Below are 19,627 nucleotides of genomic sequence, written 5' to 3'. Positions count from 1 at the left end.
AGTCGGTGCCATATGGCGCTGATCGATCTCTTTCTGTCGCGCGGGGTCCGCAAGGGCCGCCTGACGCTTACACACCATAACGGCACGGTCCGCGAATTCGGGACGCCCGAACCCGGCTATCCCGATGTCGCGATCCGCTTCACCGATTCGAGGGTCGCGGGGCAGATCGTCCGCAATCCCGCGCTCGCGGCGGGCGAATGCTTCATGGACGGCCGCCTGCTCGTCGAGAAGGGCGACGTCCGCGATCTGGTCGAGCTGCTGACCGCCAACGACAAATGGGAAGCGGGCCGCGCGAACCTGAACCCCTCGCGCTTCGTGCGCGCGGCGGGGGCGATCAAGCATCGGCTCGACCGGATCAACATGGAGCGACGGTCGAAGAAGAACGTCGCGCATCATTACGACCTGTCGGGCACGCTCTACGAACTCTTCCTCGACACCGACAAGCAATATAGCTGCGCCTATTTCACCGACCCGGCCAATGATCTGGAACGGGCACAGCGCGACAAGAAGGCGCATATCGCCGCCAAGCTGGCGATCGAGCCGGGGATGCGCGTCCTCGACATCGGGTGCGGCTGGGGCGGCATGGCGCTGTATCTGCACCAGATGTGCGGTGCCGAAGTGCTGGGCGTCACCCTGTCCGAGGAACAGCTGAAGGTCGCGCGCGCGCGCGCCGAGGCGCTGGGCGTCGCGGACAAGGTCAAGTTCGAGCTGATCGACTATCGCCGGGTGGAGGGGCAGTTCGACCGAATCGTCTCGGTCGGCATGTTCGAGCATGTCGGCCCGCCGCAATATCGCACCTTCTTCCGCAAGTGCCGCGACCTGCTGACCGAGGACGGCGTGATGCTGCTCCACACGATCGGGCGGTTCAACGGCCCCGGCGTCACCGACGACTGGACGACCAAATATATCTTCCCCGGCGGCTACAACCCCGCCCTGTCCGAGATCGTGCGCGCACAGGAAGGGTTGCGCATGTTCCTGACCGATGTCGAGGTGCTGCGCTGCCATTATGGCTGGACGCTCGACATCTGGTACGACCGGACGGTGGCGGCGAAGGACCGGATCGTCGAGCTGTATGACGAGCGTTTCTACCGCATGTGGCTGTTCTATCTGGCCGGTGCGGGCGCGGCGTTCCGCAACGGGGGCCTGTGCAACTATCAGGTGCAGCTCACCCGCGGGCGCCTCTCGGTGCCGGTCACGCGCGATTACATGTTCGAGGGCGAACGCGCGCTGCGCGACCGATAATCCTCAGCGGGTCGGGAAGGACCGGTCAGGCGCGAAGGCGCCTGATGTCCAGCACGTCGACCCCGGCGAGCGTGACCGGTCCGAACCGCCCCTCGACCTCGGCGATGATACCCTCCGCGGTGGAGCGGACGCGGGTCCAGGGGATTTCGCGAACGACGAGGCGGCGGCCGGCCAGCTTGATCGCCGCGACGCGTCCGTCGGCGGCCACCGCCAGCGCGCCCTGACCGTCCGCGCCCACCACCGCGCCCGACACCGCGAACCCCGCCAGCGCCGCCTCGGCCGCCGCCGCGACATCCTCGGGCGTGCCGAGCCGGGGCTTGGCGCGGCGGAGCAGCTTGAGCACGCCGAACAGCAACAGGATCACGGCCGCCGCCGCGACGACACCGGCGGCGACGGTCCGTACCAGGCCGTCGTCCAGCGTGCCGATGCCCGGCAGGGTCATCCCGCCGCGTCCGCCAGCGCGTCGAGGGTCGGGCGAAGACCGGACAGGTCATAGCCCGCCGTTTCGGCCTGCATGACGATCAGCGTCGGATTGCGCCCCGCCTTGGCCGCCGCCAGCGCCCAGAGGTTGCAGCTTCGCGTGCCCGACCGGCAATAGGCGAGGACCGGCCCCTTGGCCTCGACCAGCGCCTGGGTCATCTGATCGACCATCTCGTGGCTGAACCCGCCGGGCGTCACCGGGATCGCGGTATAGGCGAGCCCCTGGTCCTCCGCCGCCGCACGGATCGAGTGGCCGTCGGGCTGGCCCGCTTCCTCGCCATCGGGGCGGTTGTTGACGATGGCCGTATAGCCCGCCGCCTTGATCGCCGCGATATCCTCGGGGCGAATCTGGGGGGCGACGGCGACGCTTTCATTCAGGGGGCGGATCATGCGACTCACCTATCTATTGGGCCGTTTCACCGCAACTGGTGGCGAACGTTCATGACGCGGAAAACATGCATCGGACGCCGCCTCGGCCGGGAAAATCGGGAACAACCGGCGCGCCGCCACGTCTGATCGACGATGCCTATCTGCCGGAGCCTCGCCCCATGTCGCTGATCGATCGTCGCCAGGGGCTTTGGGGCCTCGCCGCGCTGGGCGCCGCCGCCGCCGTCCCCCTCGCCTGGCGCCGTGCCCAGGCGGCGGGGCCCCGCCCCGGCACGCTGGCCGTGGTCGAGAAGGGCGCGGGACGCGTCGCCTTTTACGACCTGCCCGGCGGTCGCCGCACCGGCACGATCGAGCTGGGGCCGCAACCGCATGAAATGGTGGCCGATCCGGCGGGCCGCTTCGCCTATGTCGGTAGCTATGGCGTGAAGGGCTGGCAGTTCGGCGGCGAAGGCGGTCATCAACTCTGGGTCATCGACCTCACCGCGCGCAAGCTCGCGCACGCGATCGACCTGGCGCCGCATCGCCGCTGGCACGGGGTGCGGCTGGACGCCAGGGGGCGGCTCTACGCGCTGTCCGAGACCGACAGCCTGCTCGCCCGGTTCGACCAGCCCGCCACCGCGACGAGCCCCGACCGGATGATACCGGTCGGCGGCGCGCGCAGCCATTATTTCGTGGTGAAGGCCGATGGCACCCGCGCCTATGTCGCCGACACGATGAGCGGCATGGTCATCATGGTGAACCCCGACGATGCCAGCTTCGCACCGGTCAAGCAGCATATCGGCACCGCACCCGAGGGATTGGCGCTCAGCCCCGACGAGCGCACACTCTATGTGATCGATCGTCCGGCGGGCGTTCTCCACGCGCTCGATGCGGTCACGCTGCGCCCGCGCGCGCGCATCGGCCTGCGCGGCGAGGCGGTGCGGGTGATCGTCCAGCCCGATGGCCGCCTCATCATCTCCAACACGGCGAACAAGAGCCTGACCCGCCACTCCCCGACGACCCTGGCGGAGGAGGCGCGGCTTCCCCTGCCCGCCGCCGCGCCGGGCCTGAACCTGCCCGCGGGCGGATCGATCCTCTATGCCGCGCTGGAGGATAACCGGATCGCGATCGTCGATCTGGCGGCGTGGCGGATCGTCGGGGGCTTCGCGACCGGCGATTCGCCGGACACGGCCGTCCTCCTGTAATGGCACCGGCTCTTTGCCTCGCCCGCGCTTTACGGTAGCGGTGCGGCGATGGCTGCCAAAATCTCCTGCGATGTCGCGATCATTGGCGCGGGCCTGGCCGGTGGGCTGATCGCGCTGGCGCTGAAAGCGCGTCACCCCGCGCTCGACGTGCGCCTGATCGACGCGGGCGAGACGATCGGCGGCAACCATATCTGGTCCTTCTTCGGCAGCGACGTGGCCAAGGCCGATCGCTGGATCGTCGAGCGGCTCGTCGCGCATGGCTGGCGCGGCTATGACGTCGCCTTTCCGGCGCATGCGCGAACGCTCAACCAGACCTATTATTCGATCGAGAGCCACAGGCTCGATGCAGAGGTTCGCCGCGTCCTGCCGCCCGAAGCCTTGATGCTGGGGCACAAGGTGCTGTCGGTGACCGCGACCGCCGCCGTCTTCGCCGATGGCGACCGGGTCGAGGCGACCGGCGTGATCGACGCGCGCGGCGCGGGCGACCTGTCTTCGCTGTCCTGCGGCTGGCAGAAGTTCGTCGGCCAGGAACTCCGCCTGACCCGCCCGCACGGCAGCGAGCGGCCGGTCGTCATGGACGCCACCGTCAAGCAACTCGACGGCTATCGCTTCGTCTACACCCTGCCCTTCGCCGAGGATCGGATCTTTGTCGAGGACACCTATTACTCGACCTCGTCCGAGCTGAACCGGCGCGCCATCGTCCAGCGGATCGAACGCTATGCCGAGGCGCGCGACTGGCAGACGGCGGAGGTGCTGCGCGAGGAAGCGGGGGTGCTTCCGGTCGCGATGGGCGGCGACTTCGACAATTACTGGCGCAGCGGGGGCGCGCGGACGCCCAAGGCCGGGATGCGCGCCGGGCTGTTCCACCCGACCACCGGCTATTCGCTGCCCGATGCGATCCGCATGGCGGCGATGCTGGCCGCGCGGCGTGATTTCGCGGGGGCCGACCTGCACGATGCGACCTATCGCATGGCACGCGACGCCTGGGACGCGCGCGGCTTCTACCGTATGCTCGACACGATGTTGTTCAAGGCGGCGGAGCCGGATGAGCGATACCGCGTTCTCGAGCGTTTCTATCGTCTTCCGCCCGGTCTGATCGGGCGATTTTATGCGGGGCAATCGACCATGGCCGACAAGGCACGAGTTTTGACCGGACGGCCGCCGGTGCCGATCCTGCGCGCCATCGCCGCGCTGCGGGGCCGGGCATGAAGAGCGCGGTCGTCATCGGGTCGGGCTTTGGCGGGCTGGCGCTCGCCATCCGCCTGCAGTCGGCGGGCGTACAGACCACCATCGTCGAGGCACGCGACAAGCCGGGCGGGCGCGCCTATTACTGGGAACGCGACGGCTTCACCTTCGACGCCGGTCCCACCGTCATCACCGATCCCGCCTGCCTGGAGGAGCTCTGGGGCCTGACCGGGCGCTCGATGTCGGAGGATGTGCAACTCGACCCCGTCAGCCCCTTCTACCGGCTCAACTGGGTCGACGGCACCAATTTCGACTACAGCAACGACGACACGCAGCTCCGCTCGGAGATCGCCAAGCTGAACCCCGACGATATCGCGGGCTATGGCAAGTTCCTCGATTATGCGGCGGGCGTCTACCGCGAGGGTTACGAGAAGCTCGGCCATGTCGCGTTTCTCGACTTCGCCTCGATGGTGAAGGCCGCGCCCGCGCTGGCGAAGTATCAGGCGTGGAATTCGGTCTACGCCATGGTTTCCAAATTCGTGAAGTCGGAGAAGCTGCGCGAGGCACTGTCCTTCCACACCTTGCTGGTCGGCGGCAATCCGATGACGACCAGCGCCATCTATGCGCTGATCCACAAGCTGGAGCGCGACGGCGGGGTCTGGTTCGCGCGCGGCGGCACCAATCGCCTCGTCGCCGGCATGGTCGCGCAGTTCGAGCGGATCGGCGGCGTGCTGCGCCTGGGTGATCCCGTGACGCGGATCGAGACGCTGGGCGACCGCGCGACCGGCGTGGTGACCAGAAGCGGCCTGACCATCCAGGCCGATGCCGTCGCGACCAACGCCGACATCATGCACAGCTACCGCGACCTGCTCGCCGACAATCGTTCGGCGCGGCGCGCGGTCAACCGGCTGGAACGCAAGCGCTATTCGCCGTCGCTCTTCGTCGTGCATTTCGGCATCAAGGGCGCCTGGCCGGGCATCCCGCACCACATGATCCTGTTCGGCCCGCGCTATAAGGGGCTGCTGACCGATATCTACGACACCGGCGTGCTGTCGGAGGATTTCTCGCTCTACCTCCATCACCCGACCGTCACCGATCCGAGCCTCGCGCCCGAGGGGCATTCGACCTTCTACGCGCTCGCCCCGGTGCCGCACATGGGCAAGTTCCCGATGGACTGGGACGAGGTCGGGCCGATCCTGGAAAAGCGCATCCTGGACGAGGTCGGCCGCCGCCTGATCCCCGACATCCATGAGCGGATCGTGACCAAATTCCATTATGCCCCGGCGGATTTCGCGACCGACCTGAATGCGCATATGGGTTCGGCCTTCTCGCTCGAGCCGATCCTGACCCAGAGCGCCTATTTCCGGGTCCACAACCGCGACGACTCGATACCGAACCTGTATTTCGTCGGCGCGGGCACGCATCCGGGCGCGGGAATTCCCGGCGTGGTCGGAAGCGCGAAGGCGACGGCGGCATTGATGCTGGAGCGGCGGTAACCCCGCCCTCCGGTTTCCGATTACCCCGCCCCGTTCGGCCTGAACGGAGCGGAGGAGCGGGGCGTCCTGTAATTTAGCCTTCTCACTAATTAGCGTCCATGCTAAGTATCGGCGATGGACCCGGTGTTCGAAGCCCTCGCCCACCCCACGCGCCGCCGCATCCTGGAGATGCTGCGCGGTGGCGGGTTGTCGGCGGGGGCGATCGCCGACGCGTTCGACGTGTCCCGCCCCACCATGTCGGCGCATTTCGCCAAGCTGAAAGCCGCCGGACTGATCCGGGCGGAGCAGCAGGGCACGACCATCCTCTACACGCTCAACCTCTCGGTGCTGGAGCAAGTGGTGATGGGCTTCATGACCCGACTGGGGGTGGGTGAGGATGTTGCCGAGGGGGTGAAGTCATGTCCTTCCGACCGTTGATCCTCGCCTCTGCCCTGGTGGCGGGCGGCATGGCGCTGGTGTCCGCATTGGCGCTCAGCCGATTGCCGCCGGGCACGATGCTGCCGACGCATTGGAACGCCGCCGGGCAGGCAGACCATTATGCCGGAGCAGCCCATGCGCTGTTCATGCCGGTCATCCTGACCATCGTGACCTCGGCGATGATGGCGACGCTGCCCCGAATCGAACCGCTGCAAAGCAATCTGGAGGGCAGCGCGCCGCTGCTCCGCGCGGCCTGGGCGGGGATATTGGCGCTGTTCGTCGGGATCGAGGCGATGGTCGCGGGGCCCGCTTTCGGCTGGACGCCGCCGGGGAGCATGTTGCTCGTCGGTCTGGGCTTCTTTCTGATCGCGATCGGCAATACGCTGCCCAAGTCGCGGCCGGGCTTCTTCGTCGGCATCCGAACGCCCTGGACGATCACCGATACCGACAACTGGATCGCGACCCACCGCTTCGGCGGCTGGCTGTTCGCAGGCACGGGGCTGGCGATCGTCGTCGTCGCGATACTGCCCATGGACACCGGGGCGCGGGGCGGGATCGTCACCACCGCGCTCCTCTCCGCCGCGCTGACGCCGGTGGTGTTTTCCTATTTCCGCTGGCGGGCGACACGCCCGCGCTGAACCGCATCGCAAGGGGGATTTCCATGTCGTTGACCGCCGTCTTCGCCGCCATGCTGGCCGCCGCGACCCCGATCTCGGACCGCGACATCGCCGCCCCCGGCCCGCAGGGGCCGTTGAAGGGAAGCTGGACCGGGCCGGAGGGCGCGAACGTGCCCGTCGTGCTGATGATCCCCGGTTCCGGGCCGACCGACCGCGACGGCAACAGCCCCTTGGGAATCAAGGCCGCCTCGCTGCGCCTGCTGGCGGAGGGGCTTGCGGCGCAGGGCATCGCGAGCATCCGTATCGACAAGCGCGGCATGTTCGCCAGCGCGGGCGCGGTCCCCGATCCCAACCGGGTGACGATCGACGATTATGCCGCCGACACACGCGCCTGGATCGCCGCGATCCGCGCCAGGACCGGCGCGCCCTGCGTCTGGGTCCTGGGACATAGCGAGGGCGGCGTGGTCGCGCTCGCCACCGCCGCCGCCCGTCCGGAGGGGCTGTGCGGAGTCATCGCCGTCTCCACCCCCGGACGGCCGCTGGGCGCGGTGATGAAAGCGCAGATCCACGCCAACCCGGCCAACGCCCCGCTCCTCGCCGACGCCGATCGCGCCGTCGCTTCGCTGGAGGCCGGGCATACCATACCCGCCGAGACGCTTGCCCCGCCTCTGCGCGGACTGTTCGCCGATGCGGTCCAGCCCTTCCTGATCAACGCCTTCGCGAAGGACCCCGCCCGGCTGGCGGCGGCGATCGCCAGGCCGCTGCTGATCGTTCAGGGCGAAGCCGACCTTCAGGTTTCCGTCGAGGATGCCACGGCGCTCAAGGCCGCTCAGCCCAAGGCGACGCTGATCCTGTTGCCGGGCGTCAGCCATGTGTTGAAGACGGTCGAGGGCGACAGCCGGGGCGCCAACCTGGCGACCTATGCCGATCCCAACCTGTCGCTCGCCCCCGGCGTGGTCGGTGGCATCGCCCGGTTCGTCCTTGCGCATCCCGCTCGATAAGGGCCCGGTCCGGTCACAAAGCCGACATGATTTGCGGCGATCGTTACCCGGTCGTCACGATATCGGGGGGATTGTTGATGCGCCGCTTCGCCTGGCCGCTGGTTGCCGCCCTCACCGCCGCCGCACCACCACCGCAGGAACGCGTCATAGCGCCGGATGGGCGGGAAATGGTCACGATCAACGGTGTCGCACGGCGTGTCCGAATCGACCCAGGCGCTCCGGCCATGCCCCTTATCACCCAGGATTTTGCTGACGCGGCTGGCATGAGGCCGGGCATGTTCGGCTTCGCGATGGACTTTGGGCCCAAGGTGACGGTCACGGGTCGAACCGCCGTGGCGCACGTCGCTTTCGGTAGCGACAAGCCCGCCAGACAGCGGATCGGCTTCACCGCGAAACCCTTCGCGGCCGGCTTTGCAGGCGTGTTCGGTCCGGGCAGCCTGCCCGATCCGGTCATCCGCTTCCACCTGCGCGACGCCATCGCGGGCGAGCGGACCACCGCGTTTCCGATGGTCGACCAGGGCGACCTGTTCGGCGGCTGGGCCGAGCGTTTCGCGGTCATCATGGTGGAGGGACAGCCGATGCGCGTGCGGTTCGACCCGCATCATCCAAATAGCGTCGCCAATGCGGGCGCGGCGGTGCGGCTGGCGCGGGCTTATGGCGGCACGCTGTCGGGGACGACCAGCCCGACCGAGATCGCCTTCGGCGTCGAGCGCCCGATCCGCACCTTGACCCTGAAGACGCCCTTCACGGTCGGGCCGCTGACCATCGGAACGCTCGGCGTGCGGACGGTCGATCAGGGCAACACCGACACCATCGCCGATGCCGACCAGCAGGCCGATCCCAATGAGGTGGTGGTCACCGGCAAGGGCAAGCACGATATCAAGAACGATCGCCTGGCGATCGGTGCGGATCTGCTCGCGCGCTGTTCGTCGATCGTGTTCGACAAACCCGCCAAGCAGATCAGGCTGAGCTGTCGGTAAACACGGTTCCTCGCCTAGGCCGGATCGACATTCCGCTTATTCTCCCCTCTCCCCTCTACGAGGGGCGAGGGACGGACAGGCATAGTTGAATGTCGATCGGCCCTACAGGGGGAGGACCGAAGTCATGCCAACACCGCATCGTCCTCGGCCGCCTCGACCTCGGCGGCCTGGCGGGCCCACATTTCGGCATACAGGCCGCCCCAGGCGAGCAGTTCGCCATGCGTCCCCCGCTCCGCCACGCGGCCATGGTCGAGGACGACGATCTGGTCCGCATGGACGATGGTCGACAGCCGGTGCGCGATGACCAGCGTCGTCCGCCCGCGCTCGATCGCCTGGAGCGTGGCGAGGATGTCGGCCTCGGTCCGGCTGTCTAGCGCGCTCGTCGCTTCGTCGAGGATGAGGATCGGCGGGTTCTTGAGCAATGTGCGCGCGATCGCCACGCGCTGCTTCTCGCCACCCGACAGCTTCAGGCCGCGCTCGCCGACCCGGGTGGCATAGCCCTGCGGCTGGCGTTCGATGAAGTCGGCGATCGCCGCGCCCTTCGCCGCCTGCTCGACCTCCGCCTGGTCCGCGCCCTCGCGGCCATAGGCGATGTTGTAGCCGATCGTGTCGTTGAACAGCACGGTATCCTGCGGCACGATCCCGATCGCGGCGCGCAGGCTGTCCTGCGTGACGGCGGAGATGCTCTGTCCATCGATCGTCACCGCGCCGCCCTCCACCTCGTAGAAGCGGTAGAGCAGCCGCGCGAGCGTCGACTTGCCCGCGCCGGACGGCCCCACCACCGCGCAGGTCGTTCCCGCCGGTATGTCGAGGGTCAGCCCCTTGAGGATCGGCCGGTCGGGCTCATAGCCGAAGACGACATGATCGAAGCGGACATGGCCGCCGGACACCCGCAGCGGCGGCGCGCCGGGGGCGTCGACCACTTCGGCGGGCGTGTCGATCAGGTCGAACATAGCGCCCATGTCGATCACCCCCTGGCGTATGGTGCGATAGACCATGCCGAGCAGGTCGAGCGGGCGGAAAAGCTGCGACAACAGGGTCGAGACGAACACCACGTCACCCGCCGACGCCGCGCCCCGGCTCCACTCGCGCGCCACCCAGGCCATGGCGAAACCGAGCATCAGGCTGGTGATCGCCGCCTGCCCGACATTGAGCCAGGCGAGCGAATTCTCCGACTTGGTCGCCGCGCGCGCATAGGCGGCGACGCCATTCTCATAACGCCGCGCCTCCCGCTCCTCGGCGTTGAAATATTTCACCGTCTCGAAATTGAGGAGCGAATCGACCGCATGCGCGACCGCGCCGGTGTCGAGGTCGTTCATCCGGGTGCGCAGCGCGTTGCGCCAGTCGGTCACCTTGCGCGTGAAGGCGATGTACAGCACCACCATCGCCAGCGTGGTGACGACCAGCACCGGCCCGAAGCTGCGTCCGAAGATCGCGAGGACCAGTCCCAGTTCCAGCACCGTCGGCGCGATGTTGAACAGCAGGAAATAGAGCATCGTATCGATGCTCTTCGTCCCCCGCTCGACCACCTTGGTCACCGCGCCGGTGCGCCGTTCGAGGTGGAAGCGCAGCGACAGGCGGTGGAGATGACGGAACACGTCCGCCGACAGCCGCCGGGTGGCGTCCTGCCCCACCATCTCGAACACCGCATTGCGCAGATTGTCGAACAAGGTCGTCGCGAACCGTGCGGCGGCATAGCCGACGACGAGCAGGATCACGAGCGTCACCGCGCTCCGGTCGCCGCCCGCCATCCGGTCGATGGCGAATTTGAGCGTATAGGCGGCGCCCAGCACCTGGATGAGCTTGGACACGATGACCAGCGCCATCGCCCCCACGATCCGCGCGCGAAGGCCGGGGGCTCCGGCTGGCCAGAGATAGGGGAGGAAACGGCGGAGCGTCGGGATCAGCGGCCGGTCGGGCGTACCGGCGGTGGGGTCTAGGGGCGGCATGTCGCCCCCATGTCGGCGGATCGGGGGCGAAGTTCAATGGGGGGAGCGATATCGGGCTTTATGGCCTGTGGCGGGTGCCCTCCCCCAGCCCCTCCCGCTTGCGGGAGGGGAGCGGCTAGAGGCTGACGTTCAGCACCGTCTCATCAAGCGGGATGCGGGCGGCGATCAATCCTGAACCCCCCCCTCCCGCACCGGTTCATCCCTATTACAACCCCTTCACGAACTCCGCCCCATGCTTCACCTGCGCGGTCGAGGCCTTCAGCGTATCGCCGATCGGCTCGGCCCGCCCGCCCAGGCATGGCGCCAGGAAATTCTCCGCCACCGCGTTGAAGGCGATATTGTTGGCCGGTCGCGCGAAGCCATGCCCCTCGTCGGGGAACAGCACATAGGTGACGGGGGTGGACTTGGCCGTCATCGCCGCGACGATCTGGTCGCTTTCAGCGACGTTGACTCGCGGATCGTTGGCACCCTGCCCGATCAGCAGCGGCTTCTTGATCCGGTCGACGAAGGTCAGCGGACTGCGTTCCTTGAGCAGCGCGCGCCCCTCTTCGGTCGTGGGATCGCCCATCCGCTTGTAGAATTGCTGCTTGCCCGCTTCCCAATAGGGCGGGATCGTCTTGAGCAGGGTGAACAGGTTGGACGGCCCGACGATATCGACGCCGCAGGCGAAGGTGTCCGGCGTGAAGGTCAGCCCCGCCAGCGTGGCATAGCCGCCATAGGAACCGCCCATGATCGCGACCTTGTCGGGCGTGGTGACGCCCTGCTTCACCGCCCAGCCGACCGCGTCGATCAGGTCGTCATGCATCTTGCGGCCCCATTGCAGGTCGCCCGCCGAGATGAAATTCTTCCCGAACCCGGTCGAACCACGATAATTGACCGACAGCACCGCATAGCCGCGATTGGCGAGCCACTGGTGATAGCCGTTATAGCCGAAACCGTCGCGCGCCCAGGGTCCGCCATGGACGAACAGCACCATCGGCACCGGCCCCGTCACGCCCTTGGGCCGGGTGAGATAGGATACCAGGCTCAGCCCGTCGCGCGCCGGGATCTCGACCGCCTCCATCGGGACGGGCGGCGCATCGGCCAGTTCGGGACGGCTGACATAAAGCTGCTTGAGCGTCTTCGCCTTGCGGTCGTACAGCCAGGTCGAGGCGGGCGCGGTGACCGGATCGAAGCTGACCAGCCACTTGTCGTCCGCATCGGTACGCGACCCGATAGAGAACTCCCCCTTGTTCTGCGCCTTCAGAAAGGCCAGGTCGGCCTTCACCGCGTCGCCCACCGGCACATAGTCGCTCTTCAGATACTCGACCTCATAGGCCTCGACCCGACCGGTCTTCGGATTGAAAAGGCCGCCGCCGACATCGGCCTTGGGGCTTTCGCCGATCACCGTCATCTTGCCGCTGACCATGTCCTGCGCCATCAGCGCGGCGGTGTTCCGGCCCCGGCTGTCCATCCAGTAGAGCGTCTTGCCGTCGACCGTGAAGCCCATCGGCGCGGTGGTCAGCGAGTCGTCCAGTCCGAACTGGACGACGGGCGTGGTCTCCACCGTGGTGCCGTTGACGCGGAAATAGTCCGACCCGCCATCGGGCCGCGCCTTGGAGGCCATGCGCAAGCGCAACTGGTCGTCGGCGAGGAACCCGGCATAGCCGTCATTCTGCATGACCTTGGTCAGCGCGCCGGTCGTCAGGTTCAGCTCGTACACGTCATGCCAGCGCGGATCGCGGTTGTTGACGCCGACCAGGATACGATCCTTGATCGTCTCGCTGGTGCCGACGATCTGGACCCGGGTCTTCTCGAAGGGGGTCAGCGCCTTCTGCTCGCCGGTCTCGACATTGACGCCGTAGAGCAGGAAATTCTCATCGCCGCCCCTGTCGTTGACGAACAGGATGGACCGGGAGTCGGGCGACCAGAAGGCCTGGCGGATCGGGCGGGTCTTCTCTGCGGTTAGCGGCCTGGCCTGGTCCGGCGTGGCGATCGGCGCGACCCAGACGTTGAGCACGCCGTCACGCGGCGCGATGAAGCTGATCCACTTGCCATCGGGCGACAATCGTCCGCCGGTCCTGGTCGGATTGCCGAACAGCTTGGCGCGCTCGATCAGCGGTACGTCCGCCGCCATCGCCGATTGCGCGACCATCAGCGCGGCCCCCGCCGCGAGCAATGCCTTGAACACCATCTCATGCTCCCCATCATGAACTGTATTGCTGGAGTATGTCACCCACCGGCGCTTCCGACAAGCGCAAAATCGGAACCTCTCGCCGTCCTCACCGGTTGTGGAGGGCAAGTGGAGGCGGTCGATGGAACCGATTTTCTATGTGATGGCCATATTGGGCTGTGGCGACGGCAGCATCGACTGCACCGAGGCGCGAATGGTGCCGGCCCGCTATGAAACCATGGCCCAGTGCCGCGCCGATCTGGCGAGCCGGATCGCCGCGAACACCGACGTGCCCTATCCCGTGATCGGCGCCGACTGTCGCCGCATGGGGGCACAGATGGCGAAGTCGGATCGCAAGCCGTCCAAGGGCTGAACCCGCACTACCACCGTTCAGCCCGAGCGACGTCGAAGGCCGGGCGCAAACCTATCGCGGTCGTGTCCAGAGCGCCGGATCGCGCGGGGTGATCGTCATGCTGCCGCGCCGCGCCGCCCTGACGCTCGCGCTGGCCATGAAGCGCAGCTTCTCGGTCTTGCTGGTGCCCACGCGACTGTCCCAGGCGCGCCGCCCGCGACTGGCGACCTTTCGCCCGATCGCGCCGTAGATCGCCGCCGCCGACAGCACCGCCCAGGCCGAACGATAGGACAGGGCGGGCGTCCCCATCCGCGCGCTCGCCTCGAACATCGCGGCGCGGTCGGTCAGCCGCTTCGCCAGCGCGCTCAGGCCGGGCCGGTGCGACGGCGACATGATCGCGTCGGGCGCGATGCTCTTCTCGGCAAGCCATGCACGCGGCAGATAATGCCGTCCCACGCCCGCATCCTCGGCGATGTCGCGCGCGATATTGGCGAGCTGGAACGCCATGCCCAGGTCGCAGGCGCGGTCGAGCACCGCCTCGTCGTCGGGCGCGACGCCCATCGTCACCGCCATCATGCAGCCGACCACGCCCGCGACATGGTAGCAATAGCGGTAGAGATCCTCCTCGCTATCCGGTCGCCAGTCCTGCGCGTCGAGCGCGAAGCCCGCGATCAGGTCGCGGGGCCAGCGATGCGGCATTCCCGTCTCCGCGGCGACGACCCGCAACGCGTCGAACGCCGGATCGCCCACCATCCGCCCCGCCAGTGCCGCCTCGGTCTTGTCGGTCAGCTCGGCCAGACGCTCAGGCGCATCGGCGACGCGGGTCATGCCATGGCCATGGTCCTGCCCGTCCGCGATATCGTCGCAACGGCGGCACCAGGCGTAGAGCAGCCAGGCCCGCGCCCGCGTCTCGGGATCGAATAACAGGCTGGCCGCCGCGAAGCTCTTCGAACCCTTCGCGATCGACGTCCTGGCCGCCGCCACCAGCGCCGCACGCTCGTCGGGGGCGGCATCGGGGACGGTGGCTGACCTCACAGGTCGTCCGCGTTCATGCGGACGATGGGTTGGGTCGGGACATGCGCACCCATGCGGGCGAGCAGCCCGTCGAGCGTCGCATCGACGATCAGCAGGTCGCGGTGCTGCGGCCGCAGGAAACCCACCTCTCCCATCTTCTCCCAGAAGGCGACGAGATGGTCGTAATAGCCAGCGGTATTGAGCAGCCCGACCGGATCGGCATGATAGCCGAGCTGCGCCCAGCTCAGAGCCTCCCAGAGTTCGTCCATCGTGCCGGTGCCGCCCGCGATGGTGACGAACCCGTCGGACAGGTCGGTGAACGCCTTCTTGCGCTCATGCATACCGGGCACGACGTGGAGCTCGGTCAGGCCGCGATGCGCGACCTCGGCATCGACCAGCGCCTGGGGGATGATGCCGATCACCTCGCCACCCGCCGCCAGCGCCGCGTCCGCGACCGCGCCCATCAGGCCCAGTCGTCCGCCGCCATAGACGACGCCGATGCCGCGCTCCGCCAGGCCGCGACCGACCGCGCGCGCCATGTCGATGTACAGGGGATCGCTGGGGGTCGCCGACCCGCAATATATGGCCAATCGCTTCATGGCGATGAGCGCTAGGCGATGACGCCTGGCGGGACAAGCGGGCACACGCACGCCGTCCGACGATCCATGCCGAAACCGGGGTACGGCGGCGCGAGCGGCAGACCCTGCCCGCGCCGCCGCCTGTCCCGCTTACTTGCCGCGCAGCGTGTTCAGCAGCGCGAGGCCGACCACGCCACCCAGCGCCGCCGACGCGAAAGGCCGGTCGCGCACGAACTGACGCGCCTGGTCGAGCAGCGGGCGCACGGCCTGATCGACGCTGGTCTTGGCGTCGCCGAACGCCTTCTGCGTCTTGCCGCTGAGCTGTTCGCCCTTGCCTTCGGCCTGCATCGACGTGTCGCCCAGCGCCGCGCCGATACCTTCCTTCACCTTGCCGCCGAAGTCGGTGGCCGAACCGTTGATCGTGTCGGTGTTCATGGGACATCTCCTATCTGGGATCAGGAACGATGGTGCGTGAAAACCCCGGACCACCCCGATGTTCCCGCAAAGGGTGACGTGGAGCGTCTCGCTTCCCTATTCGCGAGGAGCGTGGCTAGGCCGGATCGACATTCAGCTTATTCTCCCCTCTCCCCTGGACAGGGAGAGGGTTAGCGAAGCTTGCCAGCGTGCTGACTAGCGCAGCTTGGGTGAGGGGTTGAGCGAGCCTCAAGGCTCGCGCGCTCTTCGAGCGCTTCACCCCTCACCCAGCTCCGACTAAGCCTTTGCTACGCAAAGACCAAGTCTGCGCAACCCTCTCCCCTCTAAGAGGGGCGAGGGAAGGACAGGCATAGTTGAATGCCGATCGGCCCTAAGTGATAAGGGCGGGGCGATAAGGGCGGGGGGATAAGATGGCACCGCCGCCCTTTCGCATCCGCGGAGTGGTCGCTACATGAGCCGCGATGGTCGCCGACCCCCTTGCCAAGCTCCACGAAGTTTTCGGGTATAGCCAGTTCCGCGGCGTACAGGCGCAGGTGGTCGACCGGGTGCTGCATCGCCAGCGAACGCTGGCGGTCATGCCGACGGGCGCGGGCAAGTCGCTCTGCTACCAGCTTCCCGCCGTGATGATGGAGGGGTGCTGCGTCGTGGTCAGCCCGCTGATCGCGCTGATGCACGACCAGTTGCGCGCCGCCGAGGCGGTCGGCATCCGCGCCGCCACGCTGACCAGCGTCGACCAGAATCGCGCGGAGACGATCGCGCGCTTCCGCGACGGCCAGCTCGATCTGCTCTACGTCGCCCCCGAACGCGCCTCGTCGGGGCATTTCCGCGAGTTGCTCGGCTCCGCCCCGCTCAGCCTGTTCGCGATCGACGAAGCGCATTGCGTCAGCGAATGGGGCCATGACTTCCGCCCCGATTACCGGCTGCTCGAGCCGTTGATGGATGCGTTCCCGGAGGTGCCCCGGCTCGCCCTCACCGCGACCGCCGACGCGCATACCCGCGCCGACATCGCCAAGCAGCTCGGCATCCCTGTCGAGGGGATGATCGTCTCGGGCTTCGACCGGCCCAATATCCGCTATGCGATCAGTCCGAAGGCCAATGTGAACCTCCAGATCGCGCGGCTGGTCGCGGACACGCCCGGTCCCGGCATCGTCTATGCCCAGACGCGCGCCGCGACCGAGAAGCTGGCCGAGGCGCTGGCGCGCACCGGACGGCCGGTTCGCGCCTATCATGCCGGGCTCGACCCGGCGGTTCGGGCGAAGAACCAGGCCGATTTCGTCGCGTCCGAGGACATGGTCATGTGCGCCACGGTCGCCTTCGGCATGGGGATCGACAAGCCCGACGTGCGCTTCGTCGCTCATGCCGGACTGCCCAAGTCGATCGAGGCCTATTATCAGGAGACCGGGCGTGCGGGCCGCGACGGGGATCCGTCGGTGGCGCACCTGTTCTGGGGCGCGGAGGATTTCGCCCGCGCCCGGCAACGCATCGCCGAGGTCGAACCCGAACGCCAGCCGGGCGAGCGCGCACGGCTGTCGGCGCTCGGCGCGCTGGTCGAGACGGGCGGGTGCCGCAGGCGGATCCTGCTGCGCCACTTCGGCGAGGATCTGGCGGAGGATTGCGGCAATTGCGACAATTGCCTGGGCAGCCCGGACGCGGTCGATGCGACCACCACCGCGCAGAAATTCCTCTCCGCCGTATTCCGGACCGGGCAGATGTTCGGCGCGGGCTATATCGAGCAGGTGCTGACCGGCCAGTCGACCGAGCGCAGCCTGATGAACGGGCATGAGTCGCTGTCGGTCTGGAACATCATCGACGGCGACGAGGTCGCGATGATCAAGCCGGTCCACCGCGCATTGTTGCTGCGCGACGCGCTTCGCACCAATCATCATGGCGGACTGGAGTTCGGCCCCGCCGCCCGCGCGCTGATCAAGGGCGAGGCGCGGCTGTCGCTGGTGGTGCCGCCCAAGCGGGAACGCAGGAGCCGCCGGACGGCCCCGGTCGCGGCCAATCCGGCGGACAATCCGCTGTTCGAGGCGCTGCGTGCCAAGCGTCGCGAACTGGCGCAGGAGGCGGGGGTGCCGCCCTATGTCATCTTCCACGACTCGGTGCTGCGCGACATGGCGGCGCAGCGACCGGGCAGCCGGGCCGCGCTGTCGCTGCTGTCCGGTATCGGCGCGCGCAAGCTGGATGCCTATGGCGAGGCGTTTCTGGCGGTCATCCGCGAAATCGGATAGTAACGGCTGCGTCATGACCTTCACCAGCCCCGCCCCCACCCTGACGACCGAGCGGCTGACGCTACGCGGCCATCATCCCGACGATCTCGACGCGCTGGCGGCGATGTGGGCGGAGCCGCAGGTCTATGCGATGATCGGCGGCAAGCCGCGCCCGCGCGAGGATGTGTGGATCCGGCTGCTCCGTTCGATCGGTTGCTGGACGGCGTTCGGCTACGGCGCCTGGGTGGTGTGCGACCGCGTGACCGGCGCGATACTGGGCGATGTCGGAATGCTCGAATCGCGGCGCGCGATCGTGCCCGAACTGACCGTGCCGGAGACAGGCTGGGCGCTGTCGGCCGCCGGGCATGGCCGGGGTTATGCCGGCGAGGCGATGCGGGCCGCGCTGGGCTGGGCCGATGCCAACGGTGTTCCGCGTACCTGCTGCATCATCGATCCCGGCAACGCGGCCTCGCTCCGGCTGGCGGGAAAGCTGGGTTACGGCTCGGTGGTCGAGGGCGTGTATCACGAGCGGCCGATTCTGATCTTCCAGCGGGGGTGATGCGCGACTCGGAAGCGCGAGAGGCTCCATGTGTCGAAGGCTTTGGGCGTGGGCGACCTCGCTCGGCCTGAACGGGGGCGGGATCGGGTTCGCGCGGAGACGCGGAGAATCATTCCTCTCCGCGCGTCCGCGAACAAAAGGACGCCGCGCCGGACGATCACGGTTCAAGCCCCGCCTCCGATAGGCTACACTCCCGCCGTGACGCTCGCCCTGATCCTCTCCGCCATCGCCATGACGCTGATCGTCGGGGTCCGCTATCTGCTCGCCTCGGGTGCGTTCGCGCTCGCGACCCGGGCGCGGCATCCCGATCTGTATGCCGGTCTCGACCCGCAGATCCGGCGCGAGATCGCCTGGAGCCTGGCCTCCGCCGCGATCTACGGCGTGCCCGCGGGAGTCGTCGCCTGGGGCTGGCAGAATCGCGGCTGGACGCGGATCTATGCCGATGTCCATGCCTATCCGCTCTGGTATCTGCCCGTTTCGGTGCTGCTCTACCTGATCGCGCACGACACCTGGTTCTACTGGACGCATCGCTGGATGCACCGCCCGGCGATCTTCAAGCGTGCCCATGCCGTCCATCATGCCAGTCGACCGCCCACCGCCTGGGCCGCGATGGCCTTTCATCCGATCGAGGCGCTGACCGGGGCTGTGGCCATTCCGCTACTGGTCTTCGTGATTCCGATCCATGTCGCCGCACTTGGCTTGGTCCTGACGATCATGACCGTTATGGGCGTCACCAACCACATGGGTTGGGAAATCTTTCCTCGATTCCTGTGGCAGGGGCACCTGGGGGGGTGGCTCATCACGGCCAGCCACCATCAACGGCATCATGAGCAATATGGGTGCAACTATGGACTCTATTTCCGCTTCTGGGATCGCCTCTGCGGCACCGACCGGGGGCTTGGCGATTTCGGGCGCGCCCATGCGCAGGCCGCTCGCCGTGCTTCTGGCGCTGGCCGCGCTGCCGCTGGTGAGCGCCGCGCCGGTTAGCCGCCTGGATATCGGGGTGGACAATATGCGCTCGGGCAAGGGGATGATCCGCCTGTGCCTGACCGCCGATCCGGACAATTTCCCCGCCTGTATAGACGACGCGCGCGCCATGACGCGGTCGGTCCCGGCGGGGCAGAAGGCGCTTCACCTCGACGGTTTGCCGCATGGCAATTATGCCGCAGCGGTCATCCATGACGAGAATGGCAACGCCAAGCTCGACACGCTGGCGGGTATCCCGCGCGAGGGCTTCGGCTTTTCGCGCAACCCCGCGATCCGGTTCGGCCCGCCGCGCTTTTCCGCCGCCCGCTTCACGCTCTATTCTGTTGCCGAAACACAACAGATCCGGATGCGTTACATTTTCTGAACGACGGAACCGGAGCGAAATCCTCACCCTAGCGTTCC

At 67.7% G+C, this 19,627-nt stretch carries 20 protein-coding genes; 13 read left to right on the top strand and 7 right to left on the bottom strand.

Translation table 11 applies throughout. From position 1 onward, the window contains the following. Positions 1 to 12 precede the first annotated feature (12 nt). A complete protein-coding gene (locus LRP66_RS11485) occupies positions 13 to 1,242 on the top strand; it encodes an SAM-dependent methyltransferase (RefSeq protein ID WP_230482733.1) in 1,230 nt (409 codons plus the stop codon). Positions 1,243 to 1,267: 25 nt separating this feature from the next. Here LRP66_RS11485 and LRP66_RS11480 read toward each other — a convergent pair whose 3' ends face one another. Beyond that, entirely contained in the window at positions 1,268 to 1,684 is a 417-nt protein-coding gene (locus tag LRP66_RS11480; RefSeq protein WP_230482732.1) for a hypothetical protein, read from the bottom strand. Further along, on the bottom strand, positions 1,681 to 2,112 hold the full coding sequence (locus LRP66_RS11475) for a TIGR01244 family sulfur transferase (protein ID WP_230482731.1): 432 nt from the start codon (positions 2,110 to 2,112) through the stop codon (positions 1,681 to 1,683). The genes LRP66_RS11480 and LRP66_RS11475 overlap by 4 nt, the downstream gene beginning before the upstream one ends. Positions 2,113 to 2,270: 158 nt before the next feature. Here LRP66_RS11475 and LRP66_RS11470 point away from each other — a divergent pair, with 158 nt between their 5' ends. The 7 genes from LRP66_RS11470 (at position 2,271) to LRP66_RS11440 (ending at position 8,989) form a co-directional block, all read left to right on the top strand. Next, positions 2,271 to 3,293 (top strand): YncE family protein, encoded by a 1,023-nt coding sequence (locus LRP66_RS11470; protein WP_230482730.1) that lies wholly within the window; start codon positions 2,271 to 2,273, stop codon positions 3,291 to 3,293. Positions 3,294 to 3,341: 48 nt separating this feature from the next. Continuing rightward, positions 3,342 to 4,502: a lycopene beta-cyclase CrtY gene (gene crtY, locus LRP66_RS11465; RefSeq protein WP_230482729.1), complete on the top strand. Its 1,161-nt coding sequence runs from the start codon at positions 3,342 to 3,344 to the stop codon at positions 4,500 to 4,502. After that, entirely contained in the window at positions 4,499 to 5,974 is a 1,476-nt protein-coding gene (locus LRP66_RS11460; protein ID WP_230482728.1) for a phytoene desaturase, read from the top strand. Before crtY ends, LRP66_RS11460 begins: the two co-directional genes overlap by 4 nt. 114 nt (positions 5,975 to 6,088) lie before the next feature. Beyond that, entirely contained in the window at positions 6,089 to 6,391 is a 303-nt protein-coding gene (locus tag LRP66_RS11455) for an ArsR/SmtB family transcription factor (protein WP_230482727.1), read from the top strand. Next, positions 6,373 to 7,029 carry an SdpI family protein gene (locus tag LRP66_RS11450; protein WP_230482726.1) on the top strand — a complete coding sequence of 219 codons (657 nt, stop codon included), beginning with the start codon at positions 6,373 to 6,375 and terminating at the stop codon, positions 7,027 to 7,029. The genes LRP66_RS11455 and LRP66_RS11450 overlap by 19 nt, the downstream gene beginning before the upstream one ends. Positions 7,030 to 7,052: 23 nt before the next feature. Next, positions 7,053 to 8,009: an alpha/beta hydrolase gene (locus LRP66_RS11445; RefSeq protein ID WP_230482725.1), complete on the top strand. Its 957-nt coding sequence runs from the start codon at positions 7,053 to 7,055 to the stop codon at positions 8,007 to 8,009. A gap of 77 nt (positions 8,010 to 8,086) precedes the next feature. Beyond that, on the top strand, positions 8,087 to 8,989 hold the full coding sequence (locus LRP66_RS11440) for a hypothetical protein (RefSeq protein WP_230482724.1): 903 nt from the start codon (positions 8,087 to 8,089) through the stop codon (positions 8,987 to 8,989). A 122-nt stretch (positions 8,990 to 9,111) separates the two neighbouring features. Here LRP66_RS11440 and LRP66_RS11435 read toward each other — a convergent pair whose 3' ends face one another. Both LRP66_RS11435 and LRP66_RS11430 read right to left on the bottom strand, forming a co-directional pair. Beyond that, entirely contained in the window at positions 9,112 to 10,938 is a 1,827-nt protein-coding gene (locus LRP66_RS11435; protein WP_230482723.1) for an ABCB family ABC transporter ATP-binding protein/permease, read from the bottom strand. A 205-nt stretch (positions 10,939 to 11,143) separates the two neighbouring features. Beyond that, positions 11,144 to 13,111 carry a S9 family peptidase gene (locus LRP66_RS11430; RefSeq protein ID WP_230482722.1) on the bottom strand — a complete coding sequence of 656 codons (1,968 nt, stop codon included), beginning with the start codon at positions 13,109 to 13,111 and terminating at the stop codon, positions 11,144 to 11,146. 121 nt (positions 13,112 to 13,232) lie between these two features. Between LRP66_RS11430 and LRP66_RS11425 the strand changes: the two genes are divergently transcribed. Further along, the gene (locus LRP66_RS11425) at positions 13,233 to 13,463 is read left to right on the top strand and encodes a hypothetical protein (protein ID WP_230482721.1); all 231 of its coding nucleotides are present in this window, start codon (positions 13,233 to 13,235) and stop codon (positions 13,461 to 13,463) included. 51 nt (positions 13,464 to 13,514) lie between these two features. Here LRP66_RS11425 and LRP66_RS11420 read toward each other — a convergent pair whose 3' ends face one another. The 3 genes from LRP66_RS11420 to LRP66_RS11410 all read right to left on the bottom strand — a co-directional run bounded on the left by LRP66_RS11420 (position 13,515) and on the right by LRP66_RS11410 (position 15,469). Continuing rightward, positions 13,515 to 14,477 carry a phytoene/squalene synthase family protein gene (locus tag LRP66_RS11420; RefSeq protein WP_230482720.1) on the bottom strand — a complete coding sequence of 321 codons (963 nt, stop codon included), beginning with the start codon at positions 14,475 to 14,477 and terminating at the stop codon, positions 13,515 to 13,517. Then, positions 14,474 to 15,055 carry a TIGR00730 family Rossman fold protein gene (locus LRP66_RS11415; RefSeq protein ID WP_230482719.1) on the bottom strand — a complete coding sequence of 194 codons (582 nt, stop codon included), beginning with the start codon at positions 15,053 to 15,055 and terminating at the stop codon, positions 14,474 to 14,476. The genes LRP66_RS11420 and LRP66_RS11415 overlap by 4 nt, the downstream gene beginning before the upstream one ends. Before the next feature lie 129 nt (positions 15,056 to 15,184). Continuing rightward, positions 15,185 to 15,469 carry a CsbD family protein gene (locus LRP66_RS11410; RefSeq protein ID WP_230482718.1) on the bottom strand — a complete coding sequence of 95 codons (285 nt, stop codon included), beginning with the start codon at positions 15,467 to 15,469 and terminating at the stop codon, positions 15,185 to 15,187. Positions 15,470 to 15,930: 461 nt separating this feature from the next. Here LRP66_RS11410 and recQ point away from each other — a divergent pair, with 461 nt between their 5' ends. The 4 genes from recQ (at position 15,931) to LRP66_RS11390 (ending at position 19,589) form a co-directional block, all read left to right on the top strand. Then, positions 15,931 to 17,700, top strand: coding sequence for a DNA helicase RecQ (recQ, locus tag LRP66_RS11405; RefSeq protein ID WP_230482717.1), 1,770 nt, complete (start codon positions 15,931 to 15,933; stop codon positions 17,698 to 17,700). Positions 17,701 to 17,713: 13 nt separating this feature from the next. Further along, the gene (locus LRP66_RS11400) at positions 17,714 to 18,238 is read left to right on the top strand and encodes a GNAT family N-acetyltransferase (RefSeq protein WP_230482716.1); all 525 of its coding nucleotides are present in this window, start codon (positions 17,714 to 17,716) and stop codon (positions 18,236 to 18,238) included. A gap of 231 nt (positions 18,239 to 18,469) precedes the next feature. After that, on the top strand, positions 18,470 to 19,225 hold the full coding sequence (locus LRP66_RS11395; RefSeq protein WP_230482779.1) for a sterol desaturase family protein: 756 nt from the start codon (positions 18,470 to 18,472) through the stop codon (positions 19,223 to 19,225). Further along, positions 19,158 to 19,589, top strand: coding sequence for a DUF2141 domain-containing protein (locus LRP66_RS11390; protein ID WP_230482715.1), 432 nt, complete (start codon positions 19,158 to 19,160; stop codon positions 19,587 to 19,589). Before LRP66_RS11395 ends, LRP66_RS11390 begins: the two co-directional genes overlap by 68 nt. Positions 19,590 to 19,627 lie beyond the last annotated feature (38 nt).

The organism is Sphingomonas sp. Leaf21 (assembly GCF_916858675.1).
Classification (GTDB): Bacteria; Pseudomonadota; Alphaproteobacteria; order Sphingomonadales; family Sphingomonadaceae; genus Sphingomonas.
Note: the sequence above shows the minus strand (reverse complement) of the source record. Positions and strands in the feature narration are given on the sequence as shown.

Coding starts and splice junctions, on each gene's coding strand:
- recQ (WP_230482717.1), top strand. CDS start 15,931: ATGGTCGCCGACCCCCTTGCCAAGCTCCACGAAGTTTTCGGGTATAGC.
- LRP66_RS11410 (WP_230482718.1), bottom strand. CDS start 15,469: ATGAACACCGACACGATCAACGGTTCGGCCACCGACTTCGGCGGCAAG.
- LRP66_RS11440 (WP_230482724.1), top strand. CDS start 8,087: ATGCGCCGCTTCGCCTGGCCGCTGGTTGCCGCCCTCACCGCCGCCGCA.
- LRP66_RS11480 (WP_230482732.1), bottom strand. CDS start 1,684: ATGACCCTGCCGGGCATCGGCACGCTGGACGACGGCCTGGTACGGACC.
- LRP66_RS11430 (WP_230482722.1), bottom strand. CDS start 13,111: ATGGTGTTCAAGGCATTGCTCGCGGCGGGGGCCGCGCTGATGGTCGCG.
- LRP66_RS11390 (WP_230482715.1), top strand. CDS start 19,158: ATGCGCAGGCCGCTCGCCGTGCTTCTGGCGCTGGCCGCGCTGCCGCTG.
- LRP66_RS11475 (WP_230482731.1), bottom strand. CDS start 2,112: ATGATCCGCCCCCTGAATGAAAGCGTCGCCGTCGCCCCCCAGATTCGC.
- crtY (WP_230482729.1), top strand. CDS start 3,342: ATGGCTGCCAAAATCTCCTGCGATGTCGCGATCATTGGCGCGGGCCTG.
- LRP66_RS11455 (WP_230482727.1), top strand. CDS start 6,089: ATGGACCCGGTGTTCGAAGCCCTCGCCCACCCCACGCGCCGCCGCATC.
- LRP66_RS11445 (WP_230482725.1), top strand. CDS start 7,053: ATGTCGTTGACCGCCGTCTTCGCCGCCATGCTGGCCGCCGCGACCCCG.
- LRP66_RS11415 (WP_230482719.1), bottom strand. CDS start 15,055: ATGAAGCGATTGGCCATATATTGCGGGTCGGCGACCCCCAGCGATCCC.
- LRP66_RS11485 (WP_230482733.1), top strand. CDS start 13: ATGGCGCTGATCGATCTCTTTCTGTCGCGCGGGGTCCGCAAGGGCCGC.
- LRP66_RS11425 (WP_230482721.1), top strand. CDS start 13,233: ATGGAACCGATTTTCTATGTGATGGCCATATTGGGCTGTGGCGACGGC.
- LRP66_RS11400 (WP_230482716.1), top strand. CDS start 17,714: ATGACCTTCACCAGCCCCGCCCCCACCCTGACGACCGAGCGGCTGACG.
- LRP66_RS11435 (WP_230482723.1), bottom strand. CDS start 10,938: ATGCCGCCCCTAGACCCCACCGCCGGTACGCCCGACCGGCCGCTGATC.
- LRP66_RS11450 (WP_230482726.1), top strand. CDS start 6,373: ATGTCCTTCCGACCGTTGATCCTCGCCTCTGCCCTGGTGGCGGGCGGC.
- LRP66_RS11460 (WP_230482728.1), top strand. CDS start 4,499: ATGAAGAGCGCGGTCGTCATCGGGTCGGGCTTTGGCGGGCTGGCGCTC.
- LRP66_RS11470 (WP_230482730.1), top strand. CDS start 2,271: ATGTCGCTGATCGATCGTCGCCAGGGGCTTTGGGGCCTCGCCGCGCTG.
- LRP66_RS11395 (WP_230482779.1), top strand. CDS start 18,470: ATGACGCTGATCGTCGGGGTCCGCTATCTGCTCGCCTCGGGTGCGTTC.